16 protein-coding genes, 1 tRNA gene and 1 pseudogene are annotated in these 23,787 nt (G+C 64.1%); 8 read left to right on the top strand and 10 right to left on the bottom strand.

Translation table 11 applies throughout. The annotated features are described in order from the left end of the window. Window positions 1-5: 5 nt before the first annotated feature. Window positions 6-416 carry a chemotaxis protein CheD gene (locus tag ACW18C_RS09625; protein WP_492070660.1) on the bottom strand — a complete coding sequence of 137 codons (411 nt, stop codon included), beginning with the start codon at window positions 414-416 and terminating at the stop codon, window positions 6-8. A gap of 283 nt (window positions 417-699) precedes the next feature. Between ACW18C_RS09625 and ACW18C_RS09620 the strand changes: the two genes are divergently transcribed. Both ACW18C_RS09620 and ACW18C_RS09615 read left to right on the top strand, forming a co-directional pair. Beyond that, window positions 700-1,215 carry a Dps family protein gene (locus ACW18C_RS09620; protein WP_197019716.1) on the top strand — a complete coding sequence of 172 codons (516 nt, stop codon included), beginning with the start codon at window positions 700-702 and terminating at the stop codon, window positions 1,213-1,215. Window positions 1,216-1,297: 82 nt separating this feature from the next. Further along, complete coding sequence (locus ACW18C_RS09615; protein WP_008258840.1) at window positions 1,298-1,666, top strand: hypothetical protein; 369 nt, start codon at window positions 1,298-1,300, stop codon at window positions 1,664-1,666. 105 nt (window positions 1,667-1,771) lie between these two features. Here the strand turns inward: ACW18C_RS09615 and ACW18C_RS09610 are convergent, their stop codons facing one another. Beyond that, window positions 1,772-2,866 carry a tyrosine-type recombinase/integrase gene (locus ACW18C_RS09610; RefSeq protein WP_492070658.1) on the bottom strand — a complete coding sequence of 365 codons (1,095 nt, stop codon included), beginning with the start codon at window positions 2,864-2,866 and terminating at the stop codon, window positions 1,772-1,774. A gap of 168 nt (window positions 2,867-3,034) precedes the next feature. Continuing rightward, complete coding sequence (locus tag ACW18C_RS09605) at window positions 3,035-3,730, bottom strand: hypothetical protein (RefSeq protein WP_492070656.1); 696 nt, start codon at window positions 3,728-3,730, stop codon at window positions 3,035-3,037. A 632-nt stretch (window positions 3,731-4,362) separates the two neighbouring features. Here ACW18C_RS09605 and eruA point away from each other — a divergent pair. Next, window positions 4,363-8,304 (top strand): NACHT domain-containing antiphage protein EruA, encoded by a 3,942-nt coding sequence (gene eruA, locus ACW18C_RS09600; protein ID WP_492070654.1) that lies wholly within the window; start codon window positions 4,363-4,365, stop codon window positions 8,302-8,304. Further along, window positions 8,304-9,503 carry a DUF8612 domain-containing protein gene (locus ACW18C_RS09595; RefSeq protein WP_492070652.1) on the top strand — a complete coding sequence of 400 codons (1,200 nt, stop codon included), beginning with the start codon at window positions 8,304-8,306 and terminating at the stop codon, window positions 9,501-9,503. The genes eruA and ACW18C_RS09595 overlap by 1 nt, the downstream gene beginning before the upstream one ends. 37 nt (window positions 9,504-9,540) lie before the next feature. Here ACW18C_RS09595 and ACW18C_RS09590 read toward each other — a convergent pair. From ACW18C_RS09590 to ACW18C_RS09580, 3 genes and pseudogenes are all read right to left on the bottom strand, one after another. Next, window positions 9,541-10,127, bottom strand: a pseudogene (locus tag ACW18C_RS09590) (transposase); the annotation flags it as partial. A gap of 230 nt (window positions 10,128-10,357) precedes the next feature. Beyond that, entirely contained in the window at window positions 10,358-12,523 is a 2,166-nt protein-coding gene (locus ACW18C_RS09585) for a peptidase domain-containing ABC transporter (RefSeq protein WP_492070651.1), read from the bottom strand. Next, the gene (locus ACW18C_RS09580; protein ID WP_492070649.1) at window positions 12,481-13,725 is read right to left on the bottom strand and encodes a beta-barrel domain-containing protein; all 1,245 of its coding nucleotides are present in this window, start codon (window positions 13,723-13,725) and stop codon (window positions 12,481-12,483) included. The genes ACW18C_RS09585 and ACW18C_RS09580 overlap by 43 nt, the downstream gene beginning before the upstream one ends. Before the next feature lie 121 nt (window positions 13,726-13,846). On the opposite strand from ACW18C_RS09580, the gene ACW18C_RS09575 reads away from it, so the two are divergent. Beyond that, window positions 13,847-14,086: a hypothetical protein gene (locus ACW18C_RS09575; protein WP_492070647.1), complete on the top strand. Its 240-nt coding sequence runs from the start codon at window positions 13,847-13,849 to the stop codon at window positions 14,084-14,086. Window positions 14,087-15,200: 1,114 nt separating this feature from the next. On the opposite strand, the gene ACW18C_RS09570 is transcribed toward ACW18C_RS09575, so the two are convergent. Then, window positions 15,201-16,142, bottom strand: a complete 942-nt coding sequence (locus tag ACW18C_RS09570) for a helix-turn-helix domain-containing protein (protein WP_492070646.1) — start codon at window positions 16,140-16,142, stop codon at window positions 15,201-15,203. Between the two features lie 153 nt (window positions 16,143-16,295). Here ACW18C_RS09570 and ACW18C_RS09565 point away from each other — a divergent pair. Beyond that, window positions 16,296-16,380, top strand: a tRNA-Leu gene (locus ACW18C_RS09565). A 118-nt stretch (window positions 16,381-16,498) separates the two neighbouring features. On the opposite strand, the gene ACW18C_RS09560 is transcribed toward ACW18C_RS09565, so the two are convergent. Beyond that, a complete protein-coding gene (locus ACW18C_RS09560) occupies window positions 16,499-18,109 on the bottom strand; it encodes an amino acid permease (RefSeq protein ID WP_492070645.1) in 1,611 nt (536 codons plus the stop codon). 166 nt (window positions 18,110-18,275) lie between these two features. Here ACW18C_RS09560 and hrpB point away from each other — a divergent pair, with 166 nt between their 5' ends. Next, the gene (gene hrpB, locus ACW18C_RS09555; protein ID WP_492070644.1) at window positions 18,276-20,711 is read left to right on the top strand and encodes an ATP-dependent helicase HrpB; all 2,436 of its coding nucleotides are present in this window, start codon (window positions 18,276-18,278) and stop codon (window positions 20,709-20,711) included. Window positions 20,712-20,774: 63 nt separating this feature from the next. Beyond that, the gene (locus ACW18C_RS09550) at window positions 20,775-22,061 is read left to right on the top strand and encodes an MFS transporter (RefSeq protein ID WP_492070643.1); all 1,287 of its coding nucleotides are present in this window, start codon (window positions 20,775-20,777) and stop codon (window positions 22,059-22,061) included. Here ACW18C_RS09550 and ACW18C_RS09545 read toward each other — a convergent pair. Both ACW18C_RS09545 and ACW18C_RS09540 read right to left on the bottom strand, forming a co-directional pair. Next, on the bottom strand, window positions 22,058-22,867 hold the full coding sequence (locus ACW18C_RS09545) for a TrmH family RNA methyltransferase (protein WP_035309507.1): 810 nt from the start codon (window positions 22,865-22,867) through the stop codon (window positions 22,058-22,060). The genes ACW18C_RS09550 and ACW18C_RS09545 overlap by 4 nt on opposite strands. Further along, entirely contained in the window at window positions 22,864-23,775 is a 912-nt protein-coding gene (locus ACW18C_RS09540; RefSeq protein ID WP_492070641.1) for an RsmD family RNA methyltransferase, read from the bottom strand. The genes ACW18C_RS09545 and ACW18C_RS09540 overlap by 4 nt, the downstream gene beginning before the upstream one ends. Between the last annotated feature and the right edge of the window lie 12 nt (window positions 23,776-23,787).

Here is a 23,787-nt window from a genome sequence, read left to right as displayed (position 1 = left end):
GCGGCTCAGGCCTTCCCGTCTTGCCCCAAAGGCGTATGGATCAGTTTGCCGGACGCCGGCCAGTATTCCACCTTGCATCCTGAACGCCCGCCGCAGATCGAATCGACGATCGCTATGCCCCGGTCAGCGAGGAAACCCTCGGCGAAGGCCACATTGCGCGCCCCCACATTGTAGAACGAATCGCCGGGACTGGCGCCGCCGAACACCATGGCTTCGAGACGGTGGGGATTGGCTCCGGCTTCCAGCAGGTCGTCGACCAGACGCTGCATGAGGTAGGAGCCGTAGCGCGACGGGTCGTCCTGCTCCGAAAGCGGCGTCGGAGATTCGGGGAGAACGAAATGGTTCATGCCGCCCACGCCTCGCTTGGGGTCGCGAATACAGGCTGCGACACACGAGCCGAGGACCGTCGTGATCACCGCGTCCGGGTCGTCGCTGATGCTGTATTGGCCCTGCGATATGGAGGTAAGGTGGACGGGCCGCTCGCCCTGGTCCCAGGTGCGACTGCAAATATTGTATCTCATGACGATCTGAGCCGGGATCTGGACCCAGTCCGGGGTCGTGTCTGAAGTCGCAAGCTTCGACTGTAGCGAACATTGGTATACGGACAATGTACGCAACGGCAAAAATGAAGGGCGCCGGGGCTTTCGCTGGGACCTCACGCTCCCTAGCTAAGCGGTGCTTCAGCTGAGGAGAATGACCATGGCCACCGCCCACGAGAAACGTCTGGCGCCGTTGAAAACCCCCACCAGCCTGTCGGAGGCCGCGACGCGGGATATTTCCGCCGCTCTGACGACCCTGCTGGCGGATGTCTTCGCGCTCTATATCAAGACCAAGAATTTCCACTGGCACGTGTCCGGCCCGCATTTCCGCGACTATCACCTGATGCTGGACGAACAATCGGCCGAGATCCTGGCCATGACCGATCTGATCGCCGAACGGGCGCGCAAGATCGGCGGGACCACTCTGCGCTCTGTCGGTCAGATCGCCCGCGAATCGCGCGTTCTCGACAATGACGCCGAGTTCGTGGATGCGCTCGACATGCTGGCCGAACTGCGGGACGACAACAACGACCTGGTCGGGCGTATGCGCGAGGTCCACGATCTTTGCGACGAGCACAACGACGTGGCGACCGCCAGCCTGCTGGAGAACTGGATCGACGAGAGCGAGAAGCGCGTCTGGTTCCTGTTCGAATCGAGCCGCCGCGGCAACGTCTGATCCGACGCACGGACCGTCCGGAACCCTCCGGCTTGCAAAGTCTTAACGATCGGTAATATCTGGTCGGAAAGACGCGGAGGGGATGATGCGGACGGTCCTGATCGGTTGCGGCCTGGCGCTGGGCGTCGTCGTCGCCTCTACGGCCCCGGCGCGGGCCGATATGGCGGAGGCCTTTGGCAACACCATCGTGTCTCACTATCCCAACGGCCAGTGGGTGAAGCATTTTTTCGAGCCGGACGGCCGCTATGTGTCCCAGTTCTCGGACGGGCGTCAGTTGAGCGCGCGCTGGAGCCGGGAGGGCGACAAGATCTGTTTGACCGGGTTCAGGCCACGCCAGATTCTGCCACGCTTCTGTAGCCGCATGGTCGAGGCCGACATCGGTCAAAGCTGGCAGGCTCGCGATCCCCTGGGACGGACGATCCGCAACGAACTGGTCGCCGGACGCCGCTGAAGGCCGCTGGAGGCTCTTGTCAGGCGGCGTCCGGCCCTCTAGAGCCCACCACCTGCCCAAGCGGATGTGGCGGAACTGGTAGACGCACTGGATTTAGGTTTCGGGTCATCCCGCATCCTGCGCGTTGTTATCCTTGTTATTTTCGGACATGTGGGCCTCTGTGTGGGGGATTTTGTGACCGAGTGCGGCAAGCACGTCGGCATCTGAAACGTGGGCGTAGCGCGCTGTAGAAGTGATGCTTTCATGCCCGAGGAGCTGCTTCACTACGGCGAGATTACCTGAGGTCTTCAGAGCGGTCGTCGCCGCATGGTGGCGCCTATCATGGACTGGCCGGGCGTCGGTGATCTTCGCGGTCTTGAGGGCGGCCTGAGACGCGGATTGGTGGCCCCTGGGCGTAATCGCCTGCAGCTCGCCGTTCCGCTTCTGCCTGAACCAGACAGTGTCCAGATCGGCCTCACGCGCGCGGCCCAATCGGGCTTTCATGTCAGACAGATCGTCGGGGAGGAGAGGGAGGTAATGGGTGCCGCCGTTCTTGCGCGCCCTCAGCGCCACCCGGCCGCCGGCGACGTCGATTGCGTCGAGGGGGAAGAAGGCCTCAGTCAGGCGCACACCATAGCGATTTATGAAGTCGAACAGCGGGCGATGCCACTCGGGCATGCTTCCACGCCATGCGTCGATCTCATCAGCACTGAAGGTTCTGGTTCGACCCTTGGGCTCCTTTAGCCGCAGATCGCTCCAGGGGATTTCGCGTACCTTCAGCTCGAGGTTTCGGCGAGCGAACCGCAGGATCGGGCGCAGCGTGGTGTCGATCAAGTCGCGGTTGACGGTGCTGTTGGAGGGCAGTTTTCCTTGGCGCGTTGTCTCGACCCGCCGCCGACCGATGGCGGTCTGAACCTCAGCCGCGCCGATGGTCGAGATCAAGGCTTCGCCGTCAAAATGGCGCAGCATGATATTCAGTCGGAAAGCTACAGTGGCCTCGGCCTTGGTCCCAGCCACCTTGGCCTTGAACCACTCCACTGAAACCTCTTTCAGCGTCTGGTCTTGGGCCGCGTCAGATGCTCCCAAGGCAAGATCTCGGCGGAGGTTGTCGACGACCTTTTGGGCATCGCCCTTTTTCCTGCAGCGCGTGGTGCCGCGAAATCGCTCGCCTGCGAACCAGAAATCGTAATGCCAGGTATCACCGCGCCGATGGAGGGACATGTTTCGCCTCGTGTGTAGCTGTCGAGGTCGTCAGAGCGGATGCGCCACTGGCGGCCGGTTTTGATGGCCCGGATGTACCGGTCGTGGATGAGGGTCATCACCGTCTTCTCGGAAAGGCGGAGCGCGGCGCAGACTTCCTTTAGCGTGAGGAGGGTAGGGAGGCCGGTTTCAGGACGGGTTTGCATTTGTCCCCTGCCGTGACGGGGTTCGGGACGTCAGCGCCAAAAGCGCCCCACCCTCGATTGAAGTTGACCGGCTGATCTGAACACGCTTGTCAAAGGTCAGGACTTTGTCTTTGGCAGAAAACTCGATACGGGATTTCAGTAGGCTCACGCCCGGCCAGGTAAGAGTAGCCCAGCCGTGCGATAGACTAATTTCCAGGCGGAACCCTTCTGCTTCTGAAGGGGCGCTTTCGATGAAATCGCAAGTCGCCTCCAGAAAGTCGATCAGATTGATGTCATCAGGCTTGCGGTCGTTGCCGTAGCCCAATGTCCTCAGCACTTCATCGACAGAATAATTGTAGGCAAGCGGACTATCTTGAATTTTGGGGCGATTGAACTTGGCCGCATCAATCCCGAGGGCTGCAGCCGCGACCTCGTCCGGCACCCCGCTGAAGTAATCCTGCAGTTGCCCCTCCGCGCTGAGCCAAGGAATGACGTCATCGGCACCGCGCGTTGTTCGCTGATTCACCATGCAGGCGACCAAGAAAATGATCGCCTCACGGCGTGTCATCTGCGGGATGGTCTTGCCTCGACCCTTCGCCCGTAGGCCATTCTCTGCAAGCGAGCGGTCGATCATGAACGCCGTCTCGAACGGGAAGCTGTAGATCTCAGCGAGGATAGGGATGAGTTCTTTGGCGCGCATCGATTTACCGGTCTATAGGATGTAGATTTCACATCCTATCGATTTAGGCAAGTGGTTTGCGACTCTCGCACTCCAGGATGGCGGCCTCGACTTGTTCCAGGGAGGGGCGGCTTTAATGCTAGTTGGTGCGCGGTCGTCCAAGTTTTGGGGAGCCGAGCAGGCCCATATTCGCGTGCTTCATTTGACACCTATCGTCCATAAGTGTGTGACTAGTCACCCAGGTTAACCCATTGAAAATATTGCCCCGAGCAAAAAGTGTGCGACTAGTCACCCAAGGGGGGCAAAATCGTTTTGCATTTTAGTACAATGGCTTATCGAAGTTCGCAGGTGTGCGTAGTGTGTGCTCGCTTTTGGGCGTTTCAAAGAAGCCCGCAACCGCGTCCGGGGCCGGGGGTCATTGGACCTGAGTGTGGGTAATCCACACTTTCGACTATCGGTCGCTCAATCAGGACCAGCTGACGCCTCTGATCAACATCCGTCGGGTCTACGAGAAGGGCTTCATGATGAAGTGCTGCGCCGATATCAAAGGGTCGTTGAAGTCGGCAGACGCTCGAAGAGTGGCCTAGACGATCGCCGCCATCGGCTGCGTCGAGGGGCTGGCAAGTGCCGGATAAATTCGGCAACTTGCCCGCGTGACGAACTCGATTCTGCAACGGACCCTCTGGTACAGCGATGGAAGCCAGACCCATGTTGTAGATGAGAGCTTTCTCCAGACGGACCCGCGCTCGCTCATCGTCCTCGGGGAGGCGGGGATGGGCAAGTCCACGCTTCTGGCCAAGCTCGACGGTGTAGACGGCTACGCGCGCTGCACGGCGCGGGCACTCATCAATTGGCCGGATGTCGTCGAACGGTTCAGCGACACTCAGACGCTCGTGATCGACGCTCTCGACGAGGTGCCCGCACACGGCGCGGGGGACGCCGTTGATCGGGTGGTCGCCAAGCTCGCGGCCCTGAAGCTTCCCAGGTTCATCCTCGCCTGCCGGGTCGCCGATTGGCGCAGCGCCACCGCGCTCCAGGGCTTGCGCGATCTCTACGAGACCGACCCTCTGCAACTGCATATCGAGCCGCTCGAGCGGCCTGACGCCGTGACGTTCCTGACGGAGACCCTGGGCGACGAGCAGGCTGAGGCGACGACCCGGGGTCTTGAGGAGAAGGGGCTGACCGGTCTGTGGAGCAACCCTCAAACCCTGAGCCTAGTCCAGGAGGTGGCGCGCGCCAATCGGCTCCCAACATCCAAGGGCGAGCTGTTCAACGAAGCGACGAAGTTGCTCAGGCGAGAGCACCGCGAGGAAAAGGCGGGGGATCGGCTCGCCCAGATCTCTGAAGCGGACGTGTTGGACGCTGCCGGCGCCGCCTTCGCGGCCCTGATCCTGACTGGCAAGGAAGCGATATCGACCAAGGCGAGCGTCGGCGACGAGGATGTCGCGGCGAGCGAGGTCAAGGGGCTGCCGGCCGGCCTCGCGATCACGGATGTTCTGGGGTCGCGGCTGTTCGTGGCGTCGGAGCCGGAGCGTTTCACCTATGCTCACCGAGCGATCGGCGAGTATCTCGGCGCTCGCTGGCTGGCGCGCCAGGCGGATACTGGTCGCAAGCGCAGACGCCTTCACGCCCTCTTCGTCGAAGACGATCTCGTGCCGGCGAGCCTGCGAGGACTTCACGCCTGGCTGGCCTGGCACAGCCCGGAACTGGCCGTAATCGCCATCGCCGCCGATCCGCTAGGGGTGGTGCAGTACGGCGACGTGGGAGTCCTGAGTAAAACCCAGGCGCAAGCGCTCCTGAGTGGGCTGGAAAATCTTTCCGAGGCTCATCCGAACTTCGTCGGATGGAGCGAAATTGTGATCGGCGGCTTCGCCCAGCCTGCCCTGGTGCCCAAGGTGCGGGCGCTTCTCGGCGGCGCGGACACGGCGTGGGCGCTGAAGCGGATCCTGCTGCGGGCGTTCCAGGGCTCGTCTCTGATCGACGAACTCGCCGACCTGCTGTGCAAGCTCGCCCTCGATCAAGGCGAGCCCTTCGGTATTCGCAGCGACGCGGCTGAACGGCTTGTCGAGGCGGCAAGGGCGGAAGACTGGCCGGAAATCGTCTCCCAGCTTGTAGCCGAGGAAGGCGAGGACGGTGTTCGCCTGGCGCTCGAGCTGACGGAGCTGATCGGCTACGCGGCCTTCGAAAACGATCTGCTGGTTAGGATGGTGGTCGCCCAGCTTGCTCAGTCGACCCGTACGATCGGACTGTTCTTCAGCTTCGTGCGCAATCTTCCTGGCGAGAGGATCGACGTTATCCTCGACGCTATCGCTGCGCTGGAAGCCGGCGACGCCGATCGGGACGACTATGATCCTGATCGCGCCATCACCGACCTTGCCTACGAGTTGCTGGCGCGTCGCTTGGCGCATGGTCCGACCACGCCGGAGAAGGTCGCTTCCTGGCTGGCACCGTTCAATATGCACTCCGGCGTCGATCGTGAAGCTCGCGACGGGGTTAGCCGCCATTTCGTGCAAGACGTCTCCTTGCGACGCGCCGTCCAACGCTATGTGGTTCTTGACCAGCCGGGTGAGCTGGAGGTTTGGGGGCGCTACTGGCGGATGGTCGATCGATCGAACGGCCTTCAGGTCAACGAAGATGACGTCATCGCCCTGCTCGATCATCTGGAAAGCGGCGATCCGCGTTGGCGCGACGTGGTCAAGCTTGGCCAGCATAGCGAAACTGAGGGTGCCAGGAGCCGTGAGGCGGCCCTGAGGTTCGCCGGGGTCGACGAGGAGGCGCTCGCTTGGCTCGCCGACCTCCCAATCCCGGTCGTTCCGGAATGGAAGCTGAAGCAGCAGGAGAGGGAGTATCAGCGACGGCGAGAGCGCGAAGCTTCCTGGGCCAAGCACCGCAAGGGCTACGCCGGCCGCATCGAGCAGATCCGCGCGGGACATTACGGCGCCATCGTCGAACCCGCGAAGGCCTACCTCAATCTCTTCCACGACATCGGCGATAAGACTGACGACGGCCCGGGCCGCCTCACCGAATGGCTTGGTGACGAGATCTGCGCGGCCTGCCTTGCCGGCTTTGAGGCCTTTCTCGAAGCCGCGCCTGCCAAGCCGACGGCCGCCGATATCGCTGAGAGCCACGCTGAAAGCCGACACTGGGACGCGGCCTACATCGTCGTGGCTGCCCTGGCCGAGCGGCTCAGGACGGCCAGGGGTTTCGACGATCTTCCAGACGAGCGGCTGATGGCGGGGCTGTGCGAGCTGATGCACGCACCGATCCACGATCATGCCGGGCTTCCCAATCTGGACAAGGCGCTCGCTGACGCTGTGCGTGGACGGGATTGCTGGGAAGCGGTGCAGCGCCTTTTCTTGGAGCCGCAGCTCGCCGCGGGCAAGGCGCATGTGTCGGGTCTCTATGCCCTTGTTCGGGAGGAACGGGACAAGAGCCTGGCCGTGGCGCTGGCGATCGAATGGCTGAAGCGCTTCCCCGCCATGGCGTGTGATCCGGAGGGGGAACTGATCGATATGGCCCTCGTCACGCCTGCTGCGCGCGATGCGCTCCGTGACATCATGCGCGCACGGCGTGCTGGGTCTGGTTTGGACGACGAACGGCGTCGGAACTGGGATGCTGTCGGAATCCTGATCGATTTTGACCAGGTCGCGCCTGAGCTCGTCGGCGGCGGAACGGTTGAGGAAGAACTGCTCTGGCACATTCGGGCGCGTCTTGGCGGGCGCCGCGAAGATCCGGGCCGGCTGCAGCTCGACGCCGCACAGCTCCACTGGCTGCTGGACCAGTTCCGAAGCCGCTATCCGATGTGCTCGCGGCCCTCCGGCGTGACCTCGGGCGATACGAATGCGTGGGACGCTGCCGACTTCGTCGTCGCGCTGATCAACCGGCTCGGCAACGACATCTCCCCGGCGGCGATCGCCGCCATGAAGACCCTGAGCGAGCAGGAGCCTGACGGCTATTCGGATCGCCTGAAGTCCGCCGCCGCCGAGCAGAAGCGGAAGGCCGTCGAGACCGACTGGAGGGCGCCGGCGCTGGCGACCGTTCGCGCGGCGGTGACCGACGGGCCTCCCACCACGGCGCTCCAGCTGCAGCAGGTAATGCTCGAGGAGCTAGAAGTGCTGCAGCGCAAGCTGCGCGGCGCCGACGTGGACTACTATAAGGCCTTCTGGGACGGCAATGCTCCTCGAGACGAGGAGCATTGCCGCGACGAGATCCTCAAGATGTTGCGACCCGTGGCTTTCGAGATCCACGCCGATCCAGAAGGACATCTGGCCGACGACAAGCGGGCCGACATCATCTGCCAGCTGGGCGCCATGATGACGCCTATCGAGATCAAGGGGCAGTGGCATCCCGAACTCTGGACCGCCGCCGACCATCAGCTTGATCGTCTATACGTCAACGACTGGAGAGCGGAGGCCGGAATCTACCTCGTTCTGTGGTTCGGCGCCGGGACGACCAAGCCGCTCAAGCGCCCGCCAGGCAAAGCGGCCATCCCGACGACACCCGATGCACTGCAGGGTGCTCTGGCTGCGGGCAGCGCCCAGACGCGGGCCGGCCGGGTGAGGGTCGTGGTTCTCGATCTTGTGAGACCGAAGTAGTGCGTCGCCAGCGGGCGATGGCGGCGCTCGATGCGGGGGTACGTGGCCACCGGGTGGTCATCCTCAGCGGCCTGCCCTGTGCGGGACGATCGAGGCTATTAGCGCAGTGGTGCGATGAGCGGGACGATGCTCAGTGGATCGAGCGCCTGGCCGGGAACGTGGAGCGTGCCGCGCCGATCCAAATTCTCGACCATTTCGAATTCAGTCAGCTCGACGATTTCGTTGAGGGGTTTCGCGACCTCGAGAGGCGGGGCGGGGGAGCGCGGTTCGTCGTGGCTCCTATCGATCTGGCGACAACGCGCGCGCTTCAACGCCGGCTGACAGGCACCGTGGGTCTTGTGCACTTGGCCCCGCTTCAGGCCGAAGACTACGCCGCCGAGCAGTTGGGAAGCCATGATCCTCGGGAGCCGTCCGACGATCGCTCCCCCCAGGCGAGCGCCACCAACGCGCCAGCGTTTGACCCGGATGTCCATTGGCTGAGGGGCGGTCTGCCCAACAGCCTCGATGCAGAGAGCGATGAGATCAGCCTGGTTCGACGTCGGGCGATGATCCGGAATCTTCTCGCGCATGACTATTCAAGCCTGAACATCTCACCCGGACAGCGCCTGCCGGACCTTCTGAGGTGGATCGCCAACAAACAAGGCGATGAGCTGGACGAAGGAAGCTGCACCTTCGCCTCCAAAGACGAACTCAGAACGGCGTTGACCGTCTTCGACGACCTGGGCCTGACGCGGCGGCTGTCGAACCACCCTGAGGGCGGAAATGTCGGCTTGGGAAAGAAGCGCAAGGTCTACGTTCGGGACAGCGGCGTCCTCAACGCCCTGCTCGGTGTTGAGACAGTGGAGCAGTTGCGCACGCCGTCGAGGGCTGGTCCGTGGTGGGAAGGCTATGCGATTGAGAGCCTGATCCTGGCGGCGGATGACAAAGGGATCCCTCAGTTCTACCGACACGACAATCGCGAGATCGATCTTGTTCTCGATTTCAGACCCCGTTGCGGTCCTGTCGTTGCGATCGAATGCAAGCTCAACCCCAACAACCAGGTGCGACAGGGTTTTCACGAGGCCGTGAGAGCGATTAAAGCCTCCGAGGGATTTGTGGTCCACTCTGGAGCTATGTCTGTTTCTAATGCCGATCCGCCACGGCTTCATCTCGCCGCTGCCGTCCAGCGCGTGAGGTCTCTAGTCGCGGACCTCCCTTAGGCAGAGTGCGCGAAGAGGCATGTCGAACTCAGGCTTTCGGGCCCCGCGTGCCGATGGCGCGACGATGGGAGCGGCGCTTACGCACCGTCAGGCCTTCCTCGCGATAGACCCGGTAGATCCGGTTCTTGCTCGAAAGCTCGCCGGCACGTCAAAACAACACGAACAGCCGGCGATAGCCCAACCGTCGCCGCTCAGCGGCAAGTACGCGCAGCCGCTCCCGCAGCGCCGTGTCCGGCGGACGGCAGGACCGATAGCGCACCGACTTGCGGTCGGCCTTGATGATGGAGCAGGCCCGCCGTTCGCTGACGCCAAACGCCGCCTTCAAATGAGCGACGGCCTGGCGCATCGCAGCGGGCCCTACCACTTTTTTGAAAGCAGATCGTTCAGCGCCGCCTTGTCCAGCATGGCGTCGGCCAAAAGACGCTTCAGCCTGCCGTTCTCGTCTTCCAGGGCGCGCAGCCGCTGGGCGTCCGACACGCTCATCCCGCCGAACTTGGCTTTCCAGGCGTAGATCGTGCCCTCCGACACGCCGTGCTTGCGCGCCAGCTCGCCCGCTTTGGCGCCAGCCTCGTTCTCCCGCAGGATCCCGATGATCTGCTCTTCCGTGAACCTCGCTCGTTTCATTCCGTCCGTCCTTTCAAGGGCCGGACTCTAGCTCCGCGTGGAGGAAATTCTCAGGGGCACGTCAGCCGTAACCGGGTGCTGGCCGTCGATCCAAAAGTCGCGCGCTTGGGCGAGCGTCAAAGAGGTTCTCGATTTCGAGGACGATCTGTTCGCTCCCGTCCAGTTGTGAGCCTCTAACGACGCGTTCGCAGCGGCGGCTTTTGAGCGATGCCCTGCATTTTCGCAGGAAACTATGCGGCTTCGTTCTGTAGCGTCACTTTCGCCTCTTCCAATCCCCCATCAGTCATCACCATGACCCGCCCGGCGCGGGCCAACAGAGCGGGGCGATGTGCAACCACAATTCGGGTAATGGGCAAGGCGGCGATCAACTCGGCGATCACCTCCTCAGTCTGCACGTCGAGATTGGCGGTGCCTTCATCAAGGACGAGGATACGAGGCTGACGATAGAGGGCGCGGGCCAGAAGGACGCGTTGCCTCTGGCCGCCTGACAAGGTCGAGCCCATATCGCCGACCAGAGACAGATACTGCATCGGCAACCGCGCGATGTCTTCATGCACCTGGGCCGCCATCGCCGCATGTTGGACGCGCGCCATGTCCAAGTCAGGGTCGAAGAAGGCGATGTTGTCGGCGATGGTGCCGGACAGCAATCGGTCGTCCTGAGCCACCAAGCCGACTTTCTCTCGCCACGCTCGCCACAGCGCCGGGGTGGCGGGCTGGCCGTCCAGTTCAATCCGCCCGCCGGTGGGCGCCTGAAGACCAAGCATTAGCTTCAGCAGGGTCGTCTTCCCGCCGCCGGAAGCGCCGGTGATGGCGATGAACTCGCCGGGCTCAATGGTCAGGTTAAGTTGGGACAAAATCGGACGGTCGGCCGGGCCATACTGGAAATCTAGGTCTTGGAGACGCATCGCACCCCGGACCTCCAACTGCGGCAAGATCTCGTCCGTAGTCTCGGGCTCAGTCGCGACGATGTCGGCCAGACGCTCCAGATGCAAACCGAGAAAGCGGAACTGGATAGCTTGGTTAATGAGGGCTATGACCCTGTCTGTGAAGGTCTGGCGGAAAGACAGGAAGGCGATAAGCATCCCGACCGAAAAACCATCGCCGGCCAGGATAGTGCGAGCGCCCAGATAGATGACAATGACAGTCTGGAGGCCGCTGACGATGGACTGAACCAGGCCAAGTGAGATCTGAAATTTGCCGACGGAGACGGAAGCGTTGACGACATTGGCGTAGAGGTTGCGCCAGGAACTCTCCCGCTCGGCCTCGCGGCCCATGATCTTGATGGTGGTCGCAGCCCTCACCGTCTCCATGATGTGTGACTGCTCGCGGGCGCTTTCGATGATCTGTTCTTCCGTGCGGGCACGGAGCGCGGGGAAGACGGCCATGGTCAGTCCCAAACTGATGAGGACGGCGAAGACGACCACAGTCGTTAGAGTGGGCGAATAGACCCAGAGGATGATGACGGCGACGACAGCCATTAGCCCATCGATGATGGCGGCGATCACTCCGCGCGTCAGCACGTCCTGAATGGATGATGCCGAACCGATGCGCGAGAGGATATCGCCAACGTGCCGCTTCTCGAACCAGGGGGACGGCAGCCGCATCAGATGACGCACCAGATTTCCGACCATCTGGAAACTGAGCATGTATCCGAAGACCTGAAGCGCCCAGCCGCGCAGCGCCTCGATGAGAGCCTGGACGATGACTAGAGCGCCAAATCCCAGAGCCAGCACCGTCAGGAGGTCGCCGTCGCCACGCAGGATGGCCTCGTCCACCACCAACTGCATCTGGAAGGGCATGGCGAAGGCGGCGACCTGAAGCGCCAGGGAAAGGGCCAGAATCTGGAAGAAGGCGGGCCAGAACCCTGTCATCCGCGACCATAGGCTGGTCAACCGGATCGGCGCTTTCTGGGTCACCTTCTGGAACGAGGCGGAGGGAGACAACTCCAGCACGACACCGGTGAAATGCCGGGACAGTTCGTCAAGCGAATAGGTTCGCGAGCCCATGGCGGGATCGTGGATCACAGCCTTGCCGCGCGCTACGGACTTCAACACAACGAAGTGGTTCAGGTCCCAATGCAGAATAGCGGGCGTCCTGACCTTTTCGAGCGCCGAGAGCTCGACGCGCAGCGCCCTAGGCGACAGGCCCAACTGGTCACCCATCGTCATTAGGCTGCGAAGCGTCGCCCCGGCCATCGATAAGGAGAACCGCTGGCGCAGGCCGTTCAGATCGACGTCATGACCATGCCACCGCGCGATCATCGCCATACAGGCCAGGCCGCATTCCGCCGCCTCGGCCGCCTGGATGATCGGCAGGCGACGCCGTCGGGCGAAGTTCAATTCCGACAAGTTACTCAAGCGCGTCGTCCCGCCGCATAGAGGGGGTCGAGCAGCCACTCCAGAAGGCTGCGTCGGTCGATCACGACATCGGCGGTCAATAACATGCCAGGCTGGAGCGACACTGATCGGCCATAGGCCGCGACTTGGTCGCGGGACAGCTTCACCCGAACCCGAAACACCGGCTCCTGAACCTGAAGACCAGGAATCGCTACCTCGGCCGGGGCCAAGACGGTGCGCGACACGGAGCTGACCCGGCCCTCTCCCGCGCCGAATTTCTGATAGGGAAAGGCCTGGTACATGAGTCGCACGTCTTGGCCGTCGCGGATAAAGCCCGAAGCGCGCGAGGGCGCATAGAGCTCAGCCTCCAGTGGCGTATCGCCTGCGGTTAGGACGGCCACGGCAGCGCCCGCTGGAACGCCCTGCCCCTTGTGAACAGGAAGAGCCGCGACACGCCCATCGACAGTGGCGACGACGACGTAGGACGACTGGGCTTCGGTCTGGGTCTGCTGCTGCTCCAGGCCAGCCATAGCCGATGCGGCTTCCGCGTCCGCAGTCTGAAGGTCAATGGGAATGGCGGCCAGACGCGCAGAGACTTCCCCAATCTCACGTTGATAGGACAGGGCGGCGCCTGCCAACTCCGCCTGTTCCTGTTCTATAGATAGGAGCGTGGCCTGACGCGCCTCAAGCTCGCGACGAGGAAGATAGCCTTGAGTTGCGAGAGCTTCGGCGCGCGCCACTTCTGAGCGAGCCAGTCGAACGCGATCTACCTGAAGTGTTGCCCGCCGTTGCGCCTGCGAGAGCTCCCGGGACAGGGCCTGGCGCCGCGCTGTCAACTGCGTTCGTTCCGCGTCCAAAGCAGCCCGAGTTGATCGGGCTCGCGAAGCTGCTGCCTCGGTCTGGGATTTTAGGCTGCGGCTCAGGGCGGCGAAGCTATCGCCGTCTGTCAACGCTTGAGACAAGCGTACAGTGGCGATGGGCTGGCCGGAGCGAACTATGTCGCCTTCACTCACTAGGACCGTCTCGACGATTCCACCCTGGCGGGCCTCCAGGCGAATCAAGCCGCCAGAAGGCGCCAGCCAGCCAGCGACAGTCTCTTTGCGGGCATAGGAAGCCGTCGCCGCGAACACGACAGCCACAATAACGACCACGACTGAAATGCCCGCGAGCAGACGAGATGATAGGCTGGATGCCAGCACAACCTCGCCCGCCAGGCGGCGCGTGGCGTGGTGGACGGCTTCCTTGCGGAACAACTCAGACAACAATGCCTCATATCAAAACGCGCGAAAATTTCACTTTATGACGTTGACTCAGCGCCTCTCAAATATCAACCTCTACGAGCGTTCCGGACCGCACGTATCAATGTTGTATTAGGAGGGAGTCATGACGACTCTGGCTATGGACGTTCGTGAGCTGAGCTTTGACGAGATCGATATGGTCTCGGGGGCGGTAAATTGGGAGAAAGTGGCCACCGGCGCTGCTATCGTCGGCGGGGCGCTTGTTGCAGCGGCGACGCTTCCTGTAAGCCTTCCCGTAGTCGCCGCTGTAGCAGCGGTTGGTGGCGTATCCTTGGCTGGTGCGGCTGGCGGCTATATTATGGGCAAGGGTGCTGTCGAGAAATAAGTTCTATGTCCCGCCCGAACTGTTCGGGCGGGACAAATTTTGAGGTCCATGTTTATGCAAAAGCTTTTCATCATATCGACTGTGGTCTTTACTGTTATTGGAGCCTTGGTTGCCCTTGTTTTGAGCGATAGGACGACGAGCGGTTTTGTGGGGATAGATCGAGTTGCAGTTTATGTGGGTATTTTTGGGTTAATTGTTGTTTACGGAATTAAGCTCGGGTCGCGCATGAAGTGGTTCTAGCCATAAGACCGGTTACTCGAGTTGAGGACCGCGCTTACCCTGGGCGAGAAGCAGGCCGTCCTTCATCCGGACGGGTTAGGCCTGCCTCGCTCCGGCGCTTCTTCAGTGTCTTGTGAGGCAGTAGGCCTTCAGGCGCGTCGTGCCTGCACAGATCCTTGAGGTTGCAGAAACTGATCTCGTCAGCCCCCACCAGTAATTCGCGCAGAGGTTTACTCTGGCTCACGTCCGCCCTGCCTTCAGTTGAAGGGAGAGTCGATGCGGCGATTGATAAAGGCCCACACCGACTGACTTCTGCGAAATCCCTACGCCAGGGACCACTTCGCTGGCGCAGAGCGTCCAGTTCAGTTGACCATCGCCGTACAGTTGACCTGACCGCCGGTGATCAGGTGCATGGCCGCATGTGGAATGGTGACGAGTCACTTACTTTGGAGCTATACAGCTTTCTTCAGCGCCCCTCGAAGGAGATCCGCCATAACGGGATATGCAATCTTTCTCTGCACTCTCATTGTAGGCGGGGGCCTCGTATACCTCGCGCGCAACCTGATATTCGGTTACCCGTCGTCAGACGAGAAGCGCCCGCCTTCTGAGTGATATCGTCCTTATAAACGGGGCGCCGTTCAATGGGATGTTTCGGATGCTGGAGCGGCAAGTTAGGCGCGGTCGCAGCAGATATTACGCTTCCACCGAGCAGAGCCGCGGGGCTCCCGGTACCGCATCGGCGGTCAGAAGGCTCCCCGCGAGGCTTGCTTGGCGCGCTTGGAAGGGCTTCACGGTGTCTGGGCGCCAAACTGATCGCCTTGGCTTGCGCCAAGTGCGGGCAGGTGTTGCTAGCCGCTTGGACTGGCTGAGTCGGACTTCGGTGGATGATTGTCGCTCAGGCCCATGAGGCGGCCTTAATTCCGGCTTGTCGCGGATCGTTTGCGGGCTGAATAGTTACGTCCGGATTGGCGATGCAGTAAGCCAGAATGTCCCTCGGCACCCGACTGTTGGGGGTGTCAGGAGCTGGGCCGTGTTCGTCGGTTTTCCAGAGACGGGGATATCGTTGCCATGCACGAACCCTCCACAGCCACACCTTCGCAGCTTGCGGTTTGTCGGCAAGGAATATGTTGTCCGAATTTGGCATGTAAGCCTCCCATCCGCGCTTCTCGGTTAGCCAAGAGTGAGCCGGCCCCATGAAGCGACCGTTCTGGTCCTTAGCGTTCGGGCTGTCCGCGACGAAGGCTGCTACGGCGATCCGGAGTGCCCTCGGATCGATTCCCTCGGCCTCCAGCAATGACACGGCTTGACGCACCCTCGCTCGATTCGACCAACTGGCAGACGCTGACGGGATCAATGTGAATATCGCTGACGATTCGATTTCGCATTGCGGCAAGACGGCTGCAGATCTTTCAAAGGGTTCTTTCATAGGGTTGAGGGGCCGCTGATGAACCCTTTTATCCGTCAGGAATGGCCCCTTTTGTTCATTAGATGGGGGCCGCTGATGGCCCCTTTTATCGCGTGAAATGGGCTCGTCAGTGGACCCTTTTAGCGAGTGCATTAGGGGGCGGTACTCGTTAGCTCTCCCGCGCCCTGAACTGACGATCACCTCGATATGCCGCCGCTCTCGCAGTTCTTTCACCACGCGCTTTAGGGTGGTCTCACTGATGCCCAGCATTTCTGTAAGGACGCTCTGAGAAGGCCAGGCGGTACCGGTCTCCCGATTGAGGAACCGCAGGGCAAGGAGCGTGCAGAGGCGGGCTCCGACGGGGCTCAAGCCGACATCGGTTGTGACTTGATCCAGCCAGTCCAGCTTCTCGACGGTGAAGCGGTCAGACATTGGCTTCGCCTGATGAGAACGCCTGCGGAACAGACTGTGGGGAATTTTGTGACGCAGACCTTCCGGTTCGTGCCGTATAGGCCCGGTTTGTTCCGATTTGAGGGCTATTGCTAAGGCGCTGAAACGCCCCTAGAAGGCCCGTCCTGCCTACACGCGGATGTGGCGGAACTGGTAGACGCACTGGATTTAGGTTCCAGCGCCGCAAGGCGTGGAGGTTCGAGTCCTCTCATCCGCACCAAAGCAAAAAGGCCCCGGATCGCTCCGGGGCCTTTTCTTTGTCAGGGCCTACCGCCCTTCGGGCTGCTTGAGGCGAGATGGGGACGGTGCTCCGGGGCCGCCTGGACGGCCCCGGACTGTCAGTCGCGTTCTTCCTTGGAACCGGGAGCGGGCGCGCCGGGCATGGGCGGGACCGGTCCGGGAGGCGCGTCGGGGGACAGTTCCGGCACGTCGAAGACGCCTCGGCCGACGTGGCTCTTGCGGTAGCCGTACAGCATGTAGATCACTAGGCCGATGCCGCCCCAGATCGGCAGCACCATCTTGGCGTCGTGCGGCAGGTTCCAGAACAGGAAGGCGCAGCCGAAGGCCGAGAGCGGAGCAAACAGCCAGATCAAAGGCGTCTTGAACGGGCGCTTACGGTTGGGCTCCTTGACCCGCAGGATCAGCACGGCGATCGACACCATGAAGAAGGCGAACAGCGTGCCCGAGTTGGAGATGTCGGCCAGCTGACCGACCGGGAACAGGGCGCCCGCGATGGCGACCGCGATGCCGGTGAAGGCGGTCACAATATAGGGCGTCTTCCACTTGGAGTGGATCTTGGTCAGGCCTTCCGGCAGCAGGCCGTCGCGCGCCATCACGAAGAAGATGCGGGTCTGACCATAGATCATCATCAGGATGACCGAGGGCAGGGCCAGCAGGGCGGCGGTGCCCAGAGCGTTGCCGACGATCGGCCAGTTGATCTCGCGCAGGACGTGAGCCAGGGCTTCGTTCGAACAGACCAGACGGTCGGCGTTCTCAGCCAGGGCGCAGGCGGCGACGAAGGCCGGCGAACCGGGTTGGACGGCTTCGCCCGCCGCGCCGACGACCGGTTGGGCCCCGATGGCGCCGACCGCGCCGATGGCGACCAGCAGATAGAAGATGGTGCAGATCGCCAGCGAACCGATCAGGCCGATGGGGACGTTGCGCTGGGGATTCTTGGTTTCCTCCGCTGCGGTGGAGACCGCGTCGAAACCGACATAGGCGAAGAAGATCGAAGCGGCGGCGCCGACCACGCCCATGCCCGACGATGCGCCGAACAGGCCATTGGGCGCGAAGGGCGTGAAGTTCGCCGTCTTGATGACCGGCAGGGTCAGGACGATGAAGACGGTCAGGGCGGCGACCTTGATCGCCACAAGGACGGCGTTGACGCGGGCCGATTCCGTGGTGCCGACCATCAGCAGGGCGGTGACGCCGAGTGCGACGATGATGGCCGGGATATTGATGATGCCCATCGAGAAGTCAGGCGTCGGGATGAAGCCGTTCATGGCCCAGGTCGGGCCCGCCTGGAACAGGTCAGGCCAGTCGAAGCCTAAACCGTTCTCCAGCAGCCCCATGACATAGCCGGACCAGCCCACCGAAACGGCCGAGGCCGCGACGGCGTATTCCAGGATCAGAGCCCAGCCCACGCACCAGGCCAGAAGCTCGCCCATGACGGCGTAGGTATAGGTATAGGCCGAGCCCGAGACCGGGGCCATGGCGGCCAGTTCCGAATAGCAGAGCGCCGCGACGGCGCAGACCGCGCCGGCGATGACGAAGCTGACCATCATGCCGGGGCCGGCCTTCTGCGAGGCGGCGGCCGTCAGCACGAAGATGCCGGTGCCGATGATGGCGCCGATCCCCAGCAAGGTCAGTTGAATAGGTCCGAGCGACCGATGAAGCGATTTCTTCTCGGCCGTGGCCAGAATCGCGTCGAGCGACTTAACGCGCCACATAGAATACCCCCACGTTTACAGCGGCCCCTCGGCCGCGTTGGCCGGACGCTAGCGGCGGATCGAATGGCGCGCAACGCGCATGACGAGGCGGTAAAGCCCTCACGACGCTTTCGTGATCACCGCGCATCGGTGGCGCATCGGGGGCGCATCGGGTTAGAGGCGGGTGATGTTGCCGATCCACGCTGTTCTCGAACCCCTGCAGGCCGCCCTCGCGAGTGGAAATACGGCGATTCTGGCCGCGCCGCCGGGCGCCGGCAAGACGACGGTCGTGCCCCTGGCGCTGCTGGATCAGGCCTGGCTGGGCGGCGGGCGGATCCTGGTGCTGGAGCCGCGCCGTATCGCCGCACGGGCGGCGGCGGACCGGATGGCCAGCACCCTGGGGGAGACGGCGGGCGGGACCGTCGGCTATCGCACCCGGCTGCAAAGCCGGATCGGACCGAAGACGCGGATCGAGGTGATCACCGAGGGGGTCTTCACCCGGATGATCCTGGACGACCCCGGTCTGGAGGGGGTGGGCGCCGTCCTGTTCGACGAATTCCACGAGCGCAGCCTGGACGCCGACCTGGGGCTGGCCCTGGCGCGGGAGACGCAAGGGGTGCTGCGGGAGGACCTGCGGCTGCTGGTCATGTCGGCGACGCTGGACGTGGCGGGGGTGTCGAGACTGCTGGACGGCGCGCCGGTGATCGAGGCGGAGGGCCGGGCCTATCCGGTCGAGACCCGCTATCTGGGGCGCAATCCGGCCGAACGGTTCGAAGAGGCGATGGCGCGGGGGTGTCTGACGGCGCTGGGCGAAGAGACCGGCTCGGTGCTGGCCTTCCTGCCGGGGCAGGGCGAGATTCACCGGGTAGCGCGGCTCGTCAGCGAGCGGCTGCGACTGCCGAACGTCGATGTGGTTCCGCTGTACGGAGGGCTGGACCGGGCGGAACAGGATCGGGCCATCGAGCCAGCGGCGGCGGGACGGCGCAAGCTGGTTCTGGCGACCTCGGTGGCGGAGACCAGTCTGACCATCGACGGGGTGCTGGTGGTGCTGGACGGCGGTCTGTCGCGCGTGCCCCGGTTCGAGCCGTCCAGCGGCCTGACTCGGTTGGCGACTGTGCGGGTCAGCCGGTCGTCGGCGGAACAGAGGCGGGGCCGGGCCGGGCGGACCGAACCGGGCGTCTGCTATCGCCTGTGGGACGAGGAACAGACACGGGGGCTGGTCCCGCATCAACGGCCGGAGATCCAGGAGGCGGACCTGACCGGTCTGGCGCTGGATCTGGCGCGGTGGGGCGCGCGGTCGGTCGAAGGGTTGGCCCTGCTGGACCCGCCGCCGGCCGGAGCCATGGCGGAGGCGCGCAAGGTGCTGAGCCGTCTTGGAGCGCTGGATGCGGAGGGCGGGCTGTCGGCGCATGGGCGGCGGCTGACGCGCATCCCCCTGTCGCCGCGGTTGGCCCATATGGTCGCCGTGGCGTCGGACGGGGGCGATGCGATGACGGGCGCGCGGATCGCGGCGGTGCTGAGCGAGCCGGGGCTGGGTGGAAACGGGATCGATCTGGCGGATCGGCTGGTCGGGTTGGAGCGGGATCGGTCGCCGCGCGCGCGGGACGCCTTGAAGTTGGCCGACCGTTGGGCGCGGGCCGCAGGCGGCGGCACGGGCGAGACGGTCGATCCAGGCCTGCTGCTGGCCGAAGCCTTTCCAGAGCGAATCGCCAAGGCGCGGGGCAAGACCGGCGACCTGCTGCTGGCCAGCGGGCGGGGCGCGATGTTGGAGGCGACCGATCACCTGGCGCGCGAACCGTGGTTGGCGGTCGCCGAGCTGGGCGGCGGGGAAGCGCGCGACCGGGTGCGGCTGGCGGCGGCGCTGGACGGCGCGCGTATCGAGGCGGACCTGGGGCGGTTGATCGAGATCGAGGATCGGCTGGTCAAGGAGCCGTCGGGCCGGATGGTGATCCGGCGCGCGCGCCGCATCGGGGCCCTGGTGCTGGATGAAAAGGTGATCGGGGCGCCCGACGCCAAGACCATGACGGCGGCCTTGCGCGCCGAGATCGAGGCCGAGGGGCTGGGCGCCCTGCGTTGGGGCGAGCACGCGACGGGGTTGCGGGCGCGGCTGGCCTTTCTGCACGGGTTGGATGCTGGCTGGCCGGACGTTTCGGACGCAGCTTTGCTGGAGACGCGGGCGGACTGGCTGTGGCCGGTGTTGGATGGGGCGAAGTCGCTGGAAACGATCAGCGACGGTCGATTGGCCGAGGCGCTGCGGGGGCTGGTTCCCTGGGATTTGCAGCGCAAGCTGGATGAGTTGGCGCCCAATCGGCTGGACACGCCCCTGGGGTCGGCGGGGATCGACTATGGCGCCGAAGGCGGGCCGCGCGTGGAGATCCGCGTGCAGGAGCTGTTCGGCGTCGTCACCCATCCGACCGTCGGCGGCGGAAGGGTTCCCCTGACCCTGTCGCTGCTGTCCCCGGCGCGGCGGCCGGTACAGGTGACGAAGGATCTGCCGGGTTTCTGGGCCGGGTCCTGGGCGGGGGTGCGGTCGGACATGCGGGGCCGTTATCCGCGCCATCCCTGGCCCGAGAACCCGGCCGAGGCCCAGCCCACCAACCGGGTCAAGCCGCGCGGCACCTGAGCGCCGGACTTGACCGCGCGGGACGGGCAAAGCATTGGCTTTGCTCCCAAGCAGGATTTCACCGTGTCTGACGCAAAGATTGTTTCGCCGACCGCTCGGAAGGGGCGGGTTCTTTTCGCCAGCCTGATCGGCACCACGATCGAATTCTACGACTTCTACATCTACGCCACGGCGGCGGTGCTGGTGTTTCCGCGGCTGTTCTTCCCCGGCGCCGATCCGACGACGGCCATGCTGTCGTCCTTCGCCACCTTCTCAATCGCCTTCTTCGCGCGGCCGGTCGGCGCCCTGGCCTTCGGGCATTTCGGGGACCGGGTCGGGCGCAAGGCGACGCTGGTGGCGGCCCTGATGACCATGGGCCTGTCGACCGTGGCCATCGGCCTGCTGCCGACCCATGCGGCGGTCGGGGTGATCGCGCCCCTGTTGCTGGCCCTGTGCCGGTTCGGACAGGGACTGGGTCTGGGCGGCGAATGGGGCGGGGCGGTGCTGCTGGCGACCGAGAACGCCCCTCCGGGCAAGAAGGCCTGGTTCGGCATGTTCCCGCAGCTGGGCGCGCCGATCGGATTCATCCTGTCGACCGCCTCCTTCATCGTCCTGACCTCGACCATGAGCGAGACCCAGTTCGAGGCCTGGGGGTGGCGCATCCCCTTCCTGGCCAGCGCCATCCTGGTGTTCGTCGGTCTCTGGGTGCGGTTGAAGATCACCGAGACGCCCGAGTTCCAGAAGGCGGTGGATCGCAACGAGCGGGTCAAGGCGCCGGCCGTCACCCTGTTCGCTCATCACAAGATGGCGCTGTTTCTGGGGACATTCAGCGGGGTGACGACCTTCTCGCTGTTCTATCTGATGACCGTCTTCGCCCTGGGCTGGGCCACGACGGGCATGGGATATGAGCGGGCGGACATCCTGCCGGTCCAGTTGATCGGGGTGCTGTTCTTCGCCGCCTTCATCCCGGTGACGGCCCTGCTGGCGGACCGGTACGGGCAGGTGAAGGTGCTGATCGCTTCATCGGTCGGCATCGCCCTGTTCGGCGGCCTGTTCGCGCCCCTGTTCGGAGCGGGCCTGACGGGGCTGCTGATCTTCTTTGCCCTGGGCTTCGCCCTGATGGGCTGCACCTATGGCCCCATAGGCGCGGCCATGGCGCGGCCCTTCCCGACGACGGTCCGCTATACGGGGGCGTCCATGGCCTTCAATCTGGCGGGGATCGTGGGGGCGTCGCTGGCGCCCTATCTGGCGACCTGGCTGGCGCGAAACTATGGGCTGGCTGCGGTCGGCGGTTATCTGGCCCTGTCGGCGGTGGTGACCATCCTGGCCCTGTGGGGCATGGGACGGGTCAGCCCGGAGACCGAGCTTTAAGCCTCGTCCGTGGCGGCGTAGACCATGATGCCCGTGGCGATGGCCAGGTTCAGGCTGTCGGCCCGGCCGCGCATCGGGATCTTGACGTTGACGTCGCAGGCGGCGGCCAGTTGGTCGGTCAGGCCCGCCTGTTCATTGCCCATCAGGATCAGCGACGGCTTTTGCATCACTGCAGAGCGGTGGCTGACGGTCGCGTCCAGGCGGGTGCCGACGACGCTGCCGGGCCAGGTCTTGCGCCAGGCCAGGAAGGCCTCGGGGTCGGTCCTGGTGATCGAGACGGCGAAGACCGAGCCCATGGTCGCGCGAACGGCCTCGACCGAATAGGGATCGACGCAGTCGCCGATCAGGATGACGCCGCCGCAGCCGGCCGCGTCGGCGGTGCGGATGATGGTGCCCAGATTGCCGGGATCGCGCACCTGTTCCAGGGCCACCCAGCAGGGCGCCGAGGCCGGATCCAGGCTGTCCAGCGGGGCATAGGCCTGATCGAACACGCCCAGCACGGTCTGGGGATTGTCGCGACGGCTGATCTTTTCGAGGATGGCGTGGGTGACGATGATGATGTCGCCGCCGGCCTTGCGCGTCTCGGCCTTGGCCCGGTCCAGCAGGGGATGGGGTCGGGCCTCCTCGCCGACCAGCAGCATGCGCGGCGCGCGACCCAGGTCCAGGGCCTCGCCGATGAATTTCAGACCTTCGGCCAGGAAGGCGCCGGTGAGGTCGCGTTCCTTGCGCATGTGCAGGGCGCGGACGCTCTTGATCGTGTCGTTCGTCAGGGAGGTGATGACGCGATATTCGTCTCGGGCGCTCATCGGCTCCACCGCGCGAAGAAGGACAGGCCGATGGCGCGGGCGTCCGGCCCGTCCTCGGACAGGGCCAGTTCGCCCCAGTCGATGCGGCCGCCGCGATCATGGGTCGCCTCGGCCATCAGATGGGCCAGGGACAGGCCCGAGACGCGGGCGGCATAGGCGTTCAGCAACAGGAAGTCGGCGTCGTCGGCCAGCAGGGCGGCGCAGTCCTTCAGCAGTAGCGGCATGTCCTCGAACAGGCGCCAGACCTCGCCGGTCGGGCCGCGCCCGTATTTGGGCGGGTCGAGGATAATGCCGTCGTACTTGGAGCCGCGACGAACCTCGCGGGCGACATATTTGCGGGCGTCTTCGACGATCCAGCGGATCGGGTGCTGGGACAGGCCGGACTGTTCGGCGTTCTCGCGGGCGTAGGCGACCGATTTCTTCGAGGCGTCGACGTGGGTGACCTCGGCCCCGGCGGCGGCGGCGGCCAGGCTGGCGACGCCGGTGTAACCGAACAGGTTGAGGATCTTAGGGGCTCTGCCGGCTTCGCGAGAGAAGCTGCGCACGCGGTTGTCCAGCCATTCCCAGTTGGCGGCCTGTTCGGGGAAGAAGGCCAGGTGGCGGAAGGGGGTGAAGCGGCCGGTGAATTTCACGTCGCGCCATTTCAGGGGGAAGGCGTCGACGGGGCCGTGCTGGTCGAACCGCCAGCGGCCGGAGTCTTCCTCCTCCTGCTGGGGATCGAAGGTGGCCGTGGCCTTGTCAAAGGCGGTCGGATCGCGCGGGGACCAGAAACACTGGGGCTCGGGGCGGACCACGGTGTAGCGGCCGTAGCGCTCCAGCTTCTTGCCGTCGCCACTGTCCAACAGGGCGTAGTCCGACCAGCCGCGGGTCACGAGGGTTTCGGGGGTGGGGGAGAGCAGGGGCGCCATCGTGCGGCTGAT

The organism is Brevundimonas sp. FV1ye7S (assembly GCF_058680995.1).
The sequence above is the reverse complement of the archived record's forward strand: the minus strand, read 5'-3'. Positions and strand labels throughout refer to the sequence as shown.

Excerpts from the sequence above, each read along its gene's own strand:
- ACW18C_RS09545 (WP_035309507.1), bottom strand. The coding sequence starts at position 22,867 with ATGAGCGCCCGAGACGAATATCGCGTCATCACCTCCCTGACGAACGAC.
- ACW18C_RS09560 (WP_492070645.1), bottom strand. The coding sequence starts at position 18,109 with ATGTGGCGCGTTAAGTCGCTCGACGCGATTCTGGCCACGGCCGAGAAG.
- ACW18C_RS09570 (WP_492070646.1), bottom strand. The coding sequence starts at position 16,142 with ATGTCTGACCGCTTCACCGTCGAGAAGCTGGACTGGCTGGATCAAGTC.
- ACW18C_RS09620 (WP_197019716.1), top strand. The coding sequence starts at position 700 with ATGGCCACCGCCCACGAGAAACGTCTGGCGCCGTTGAAAACCCCCACC.
- ACW18C_RS09615 (WP_008258840.1), top strand. The coding sequence starts at position 1,298 with ATGATGCGGACGGTCCTGATCGGTTGCGGCCTGGCGCTGGGCGTCGTC.
- ACW18C_RS09575 (WP_492070647.1), top strand. The coding sequence starts at position 13,847 with ATGACGACTCTGGCTATGGACGTTCGTGAGCTGAGCTTTGACGAGATC.
- ACW18C_RS09610 (WP_492070658.1), bottom strand. The coding sequence starts at position 2,866 with ATGTCCCTCCATCGGCGCGGTGATACCTGGCATTACGATTTCTGGTTC.
- ACW18C_RS09540 (WP_492070641.1), bottom strand. The coding sequence starts at position 23,775 with ATGGCGCCCCTGCTCTCCCCCACCCCCGAAACCCTCGTGACCCGCGGC.
- ACW18C_RS09605 (WP_492070656.1), bottom strand. The coding sequence starts at position 3,730 with ATGCGCGCCAAAGAACTCATCCCTATCCTCGCTGAGATCTACAGCTTC.
- hrpB (WP_492070644.1), top strand. The coding sequence starts at position 18,276 with ATGTTGCCGATCCACGCTGTTCTCGAACCCCTGCAGGCCGCCCTCGCG.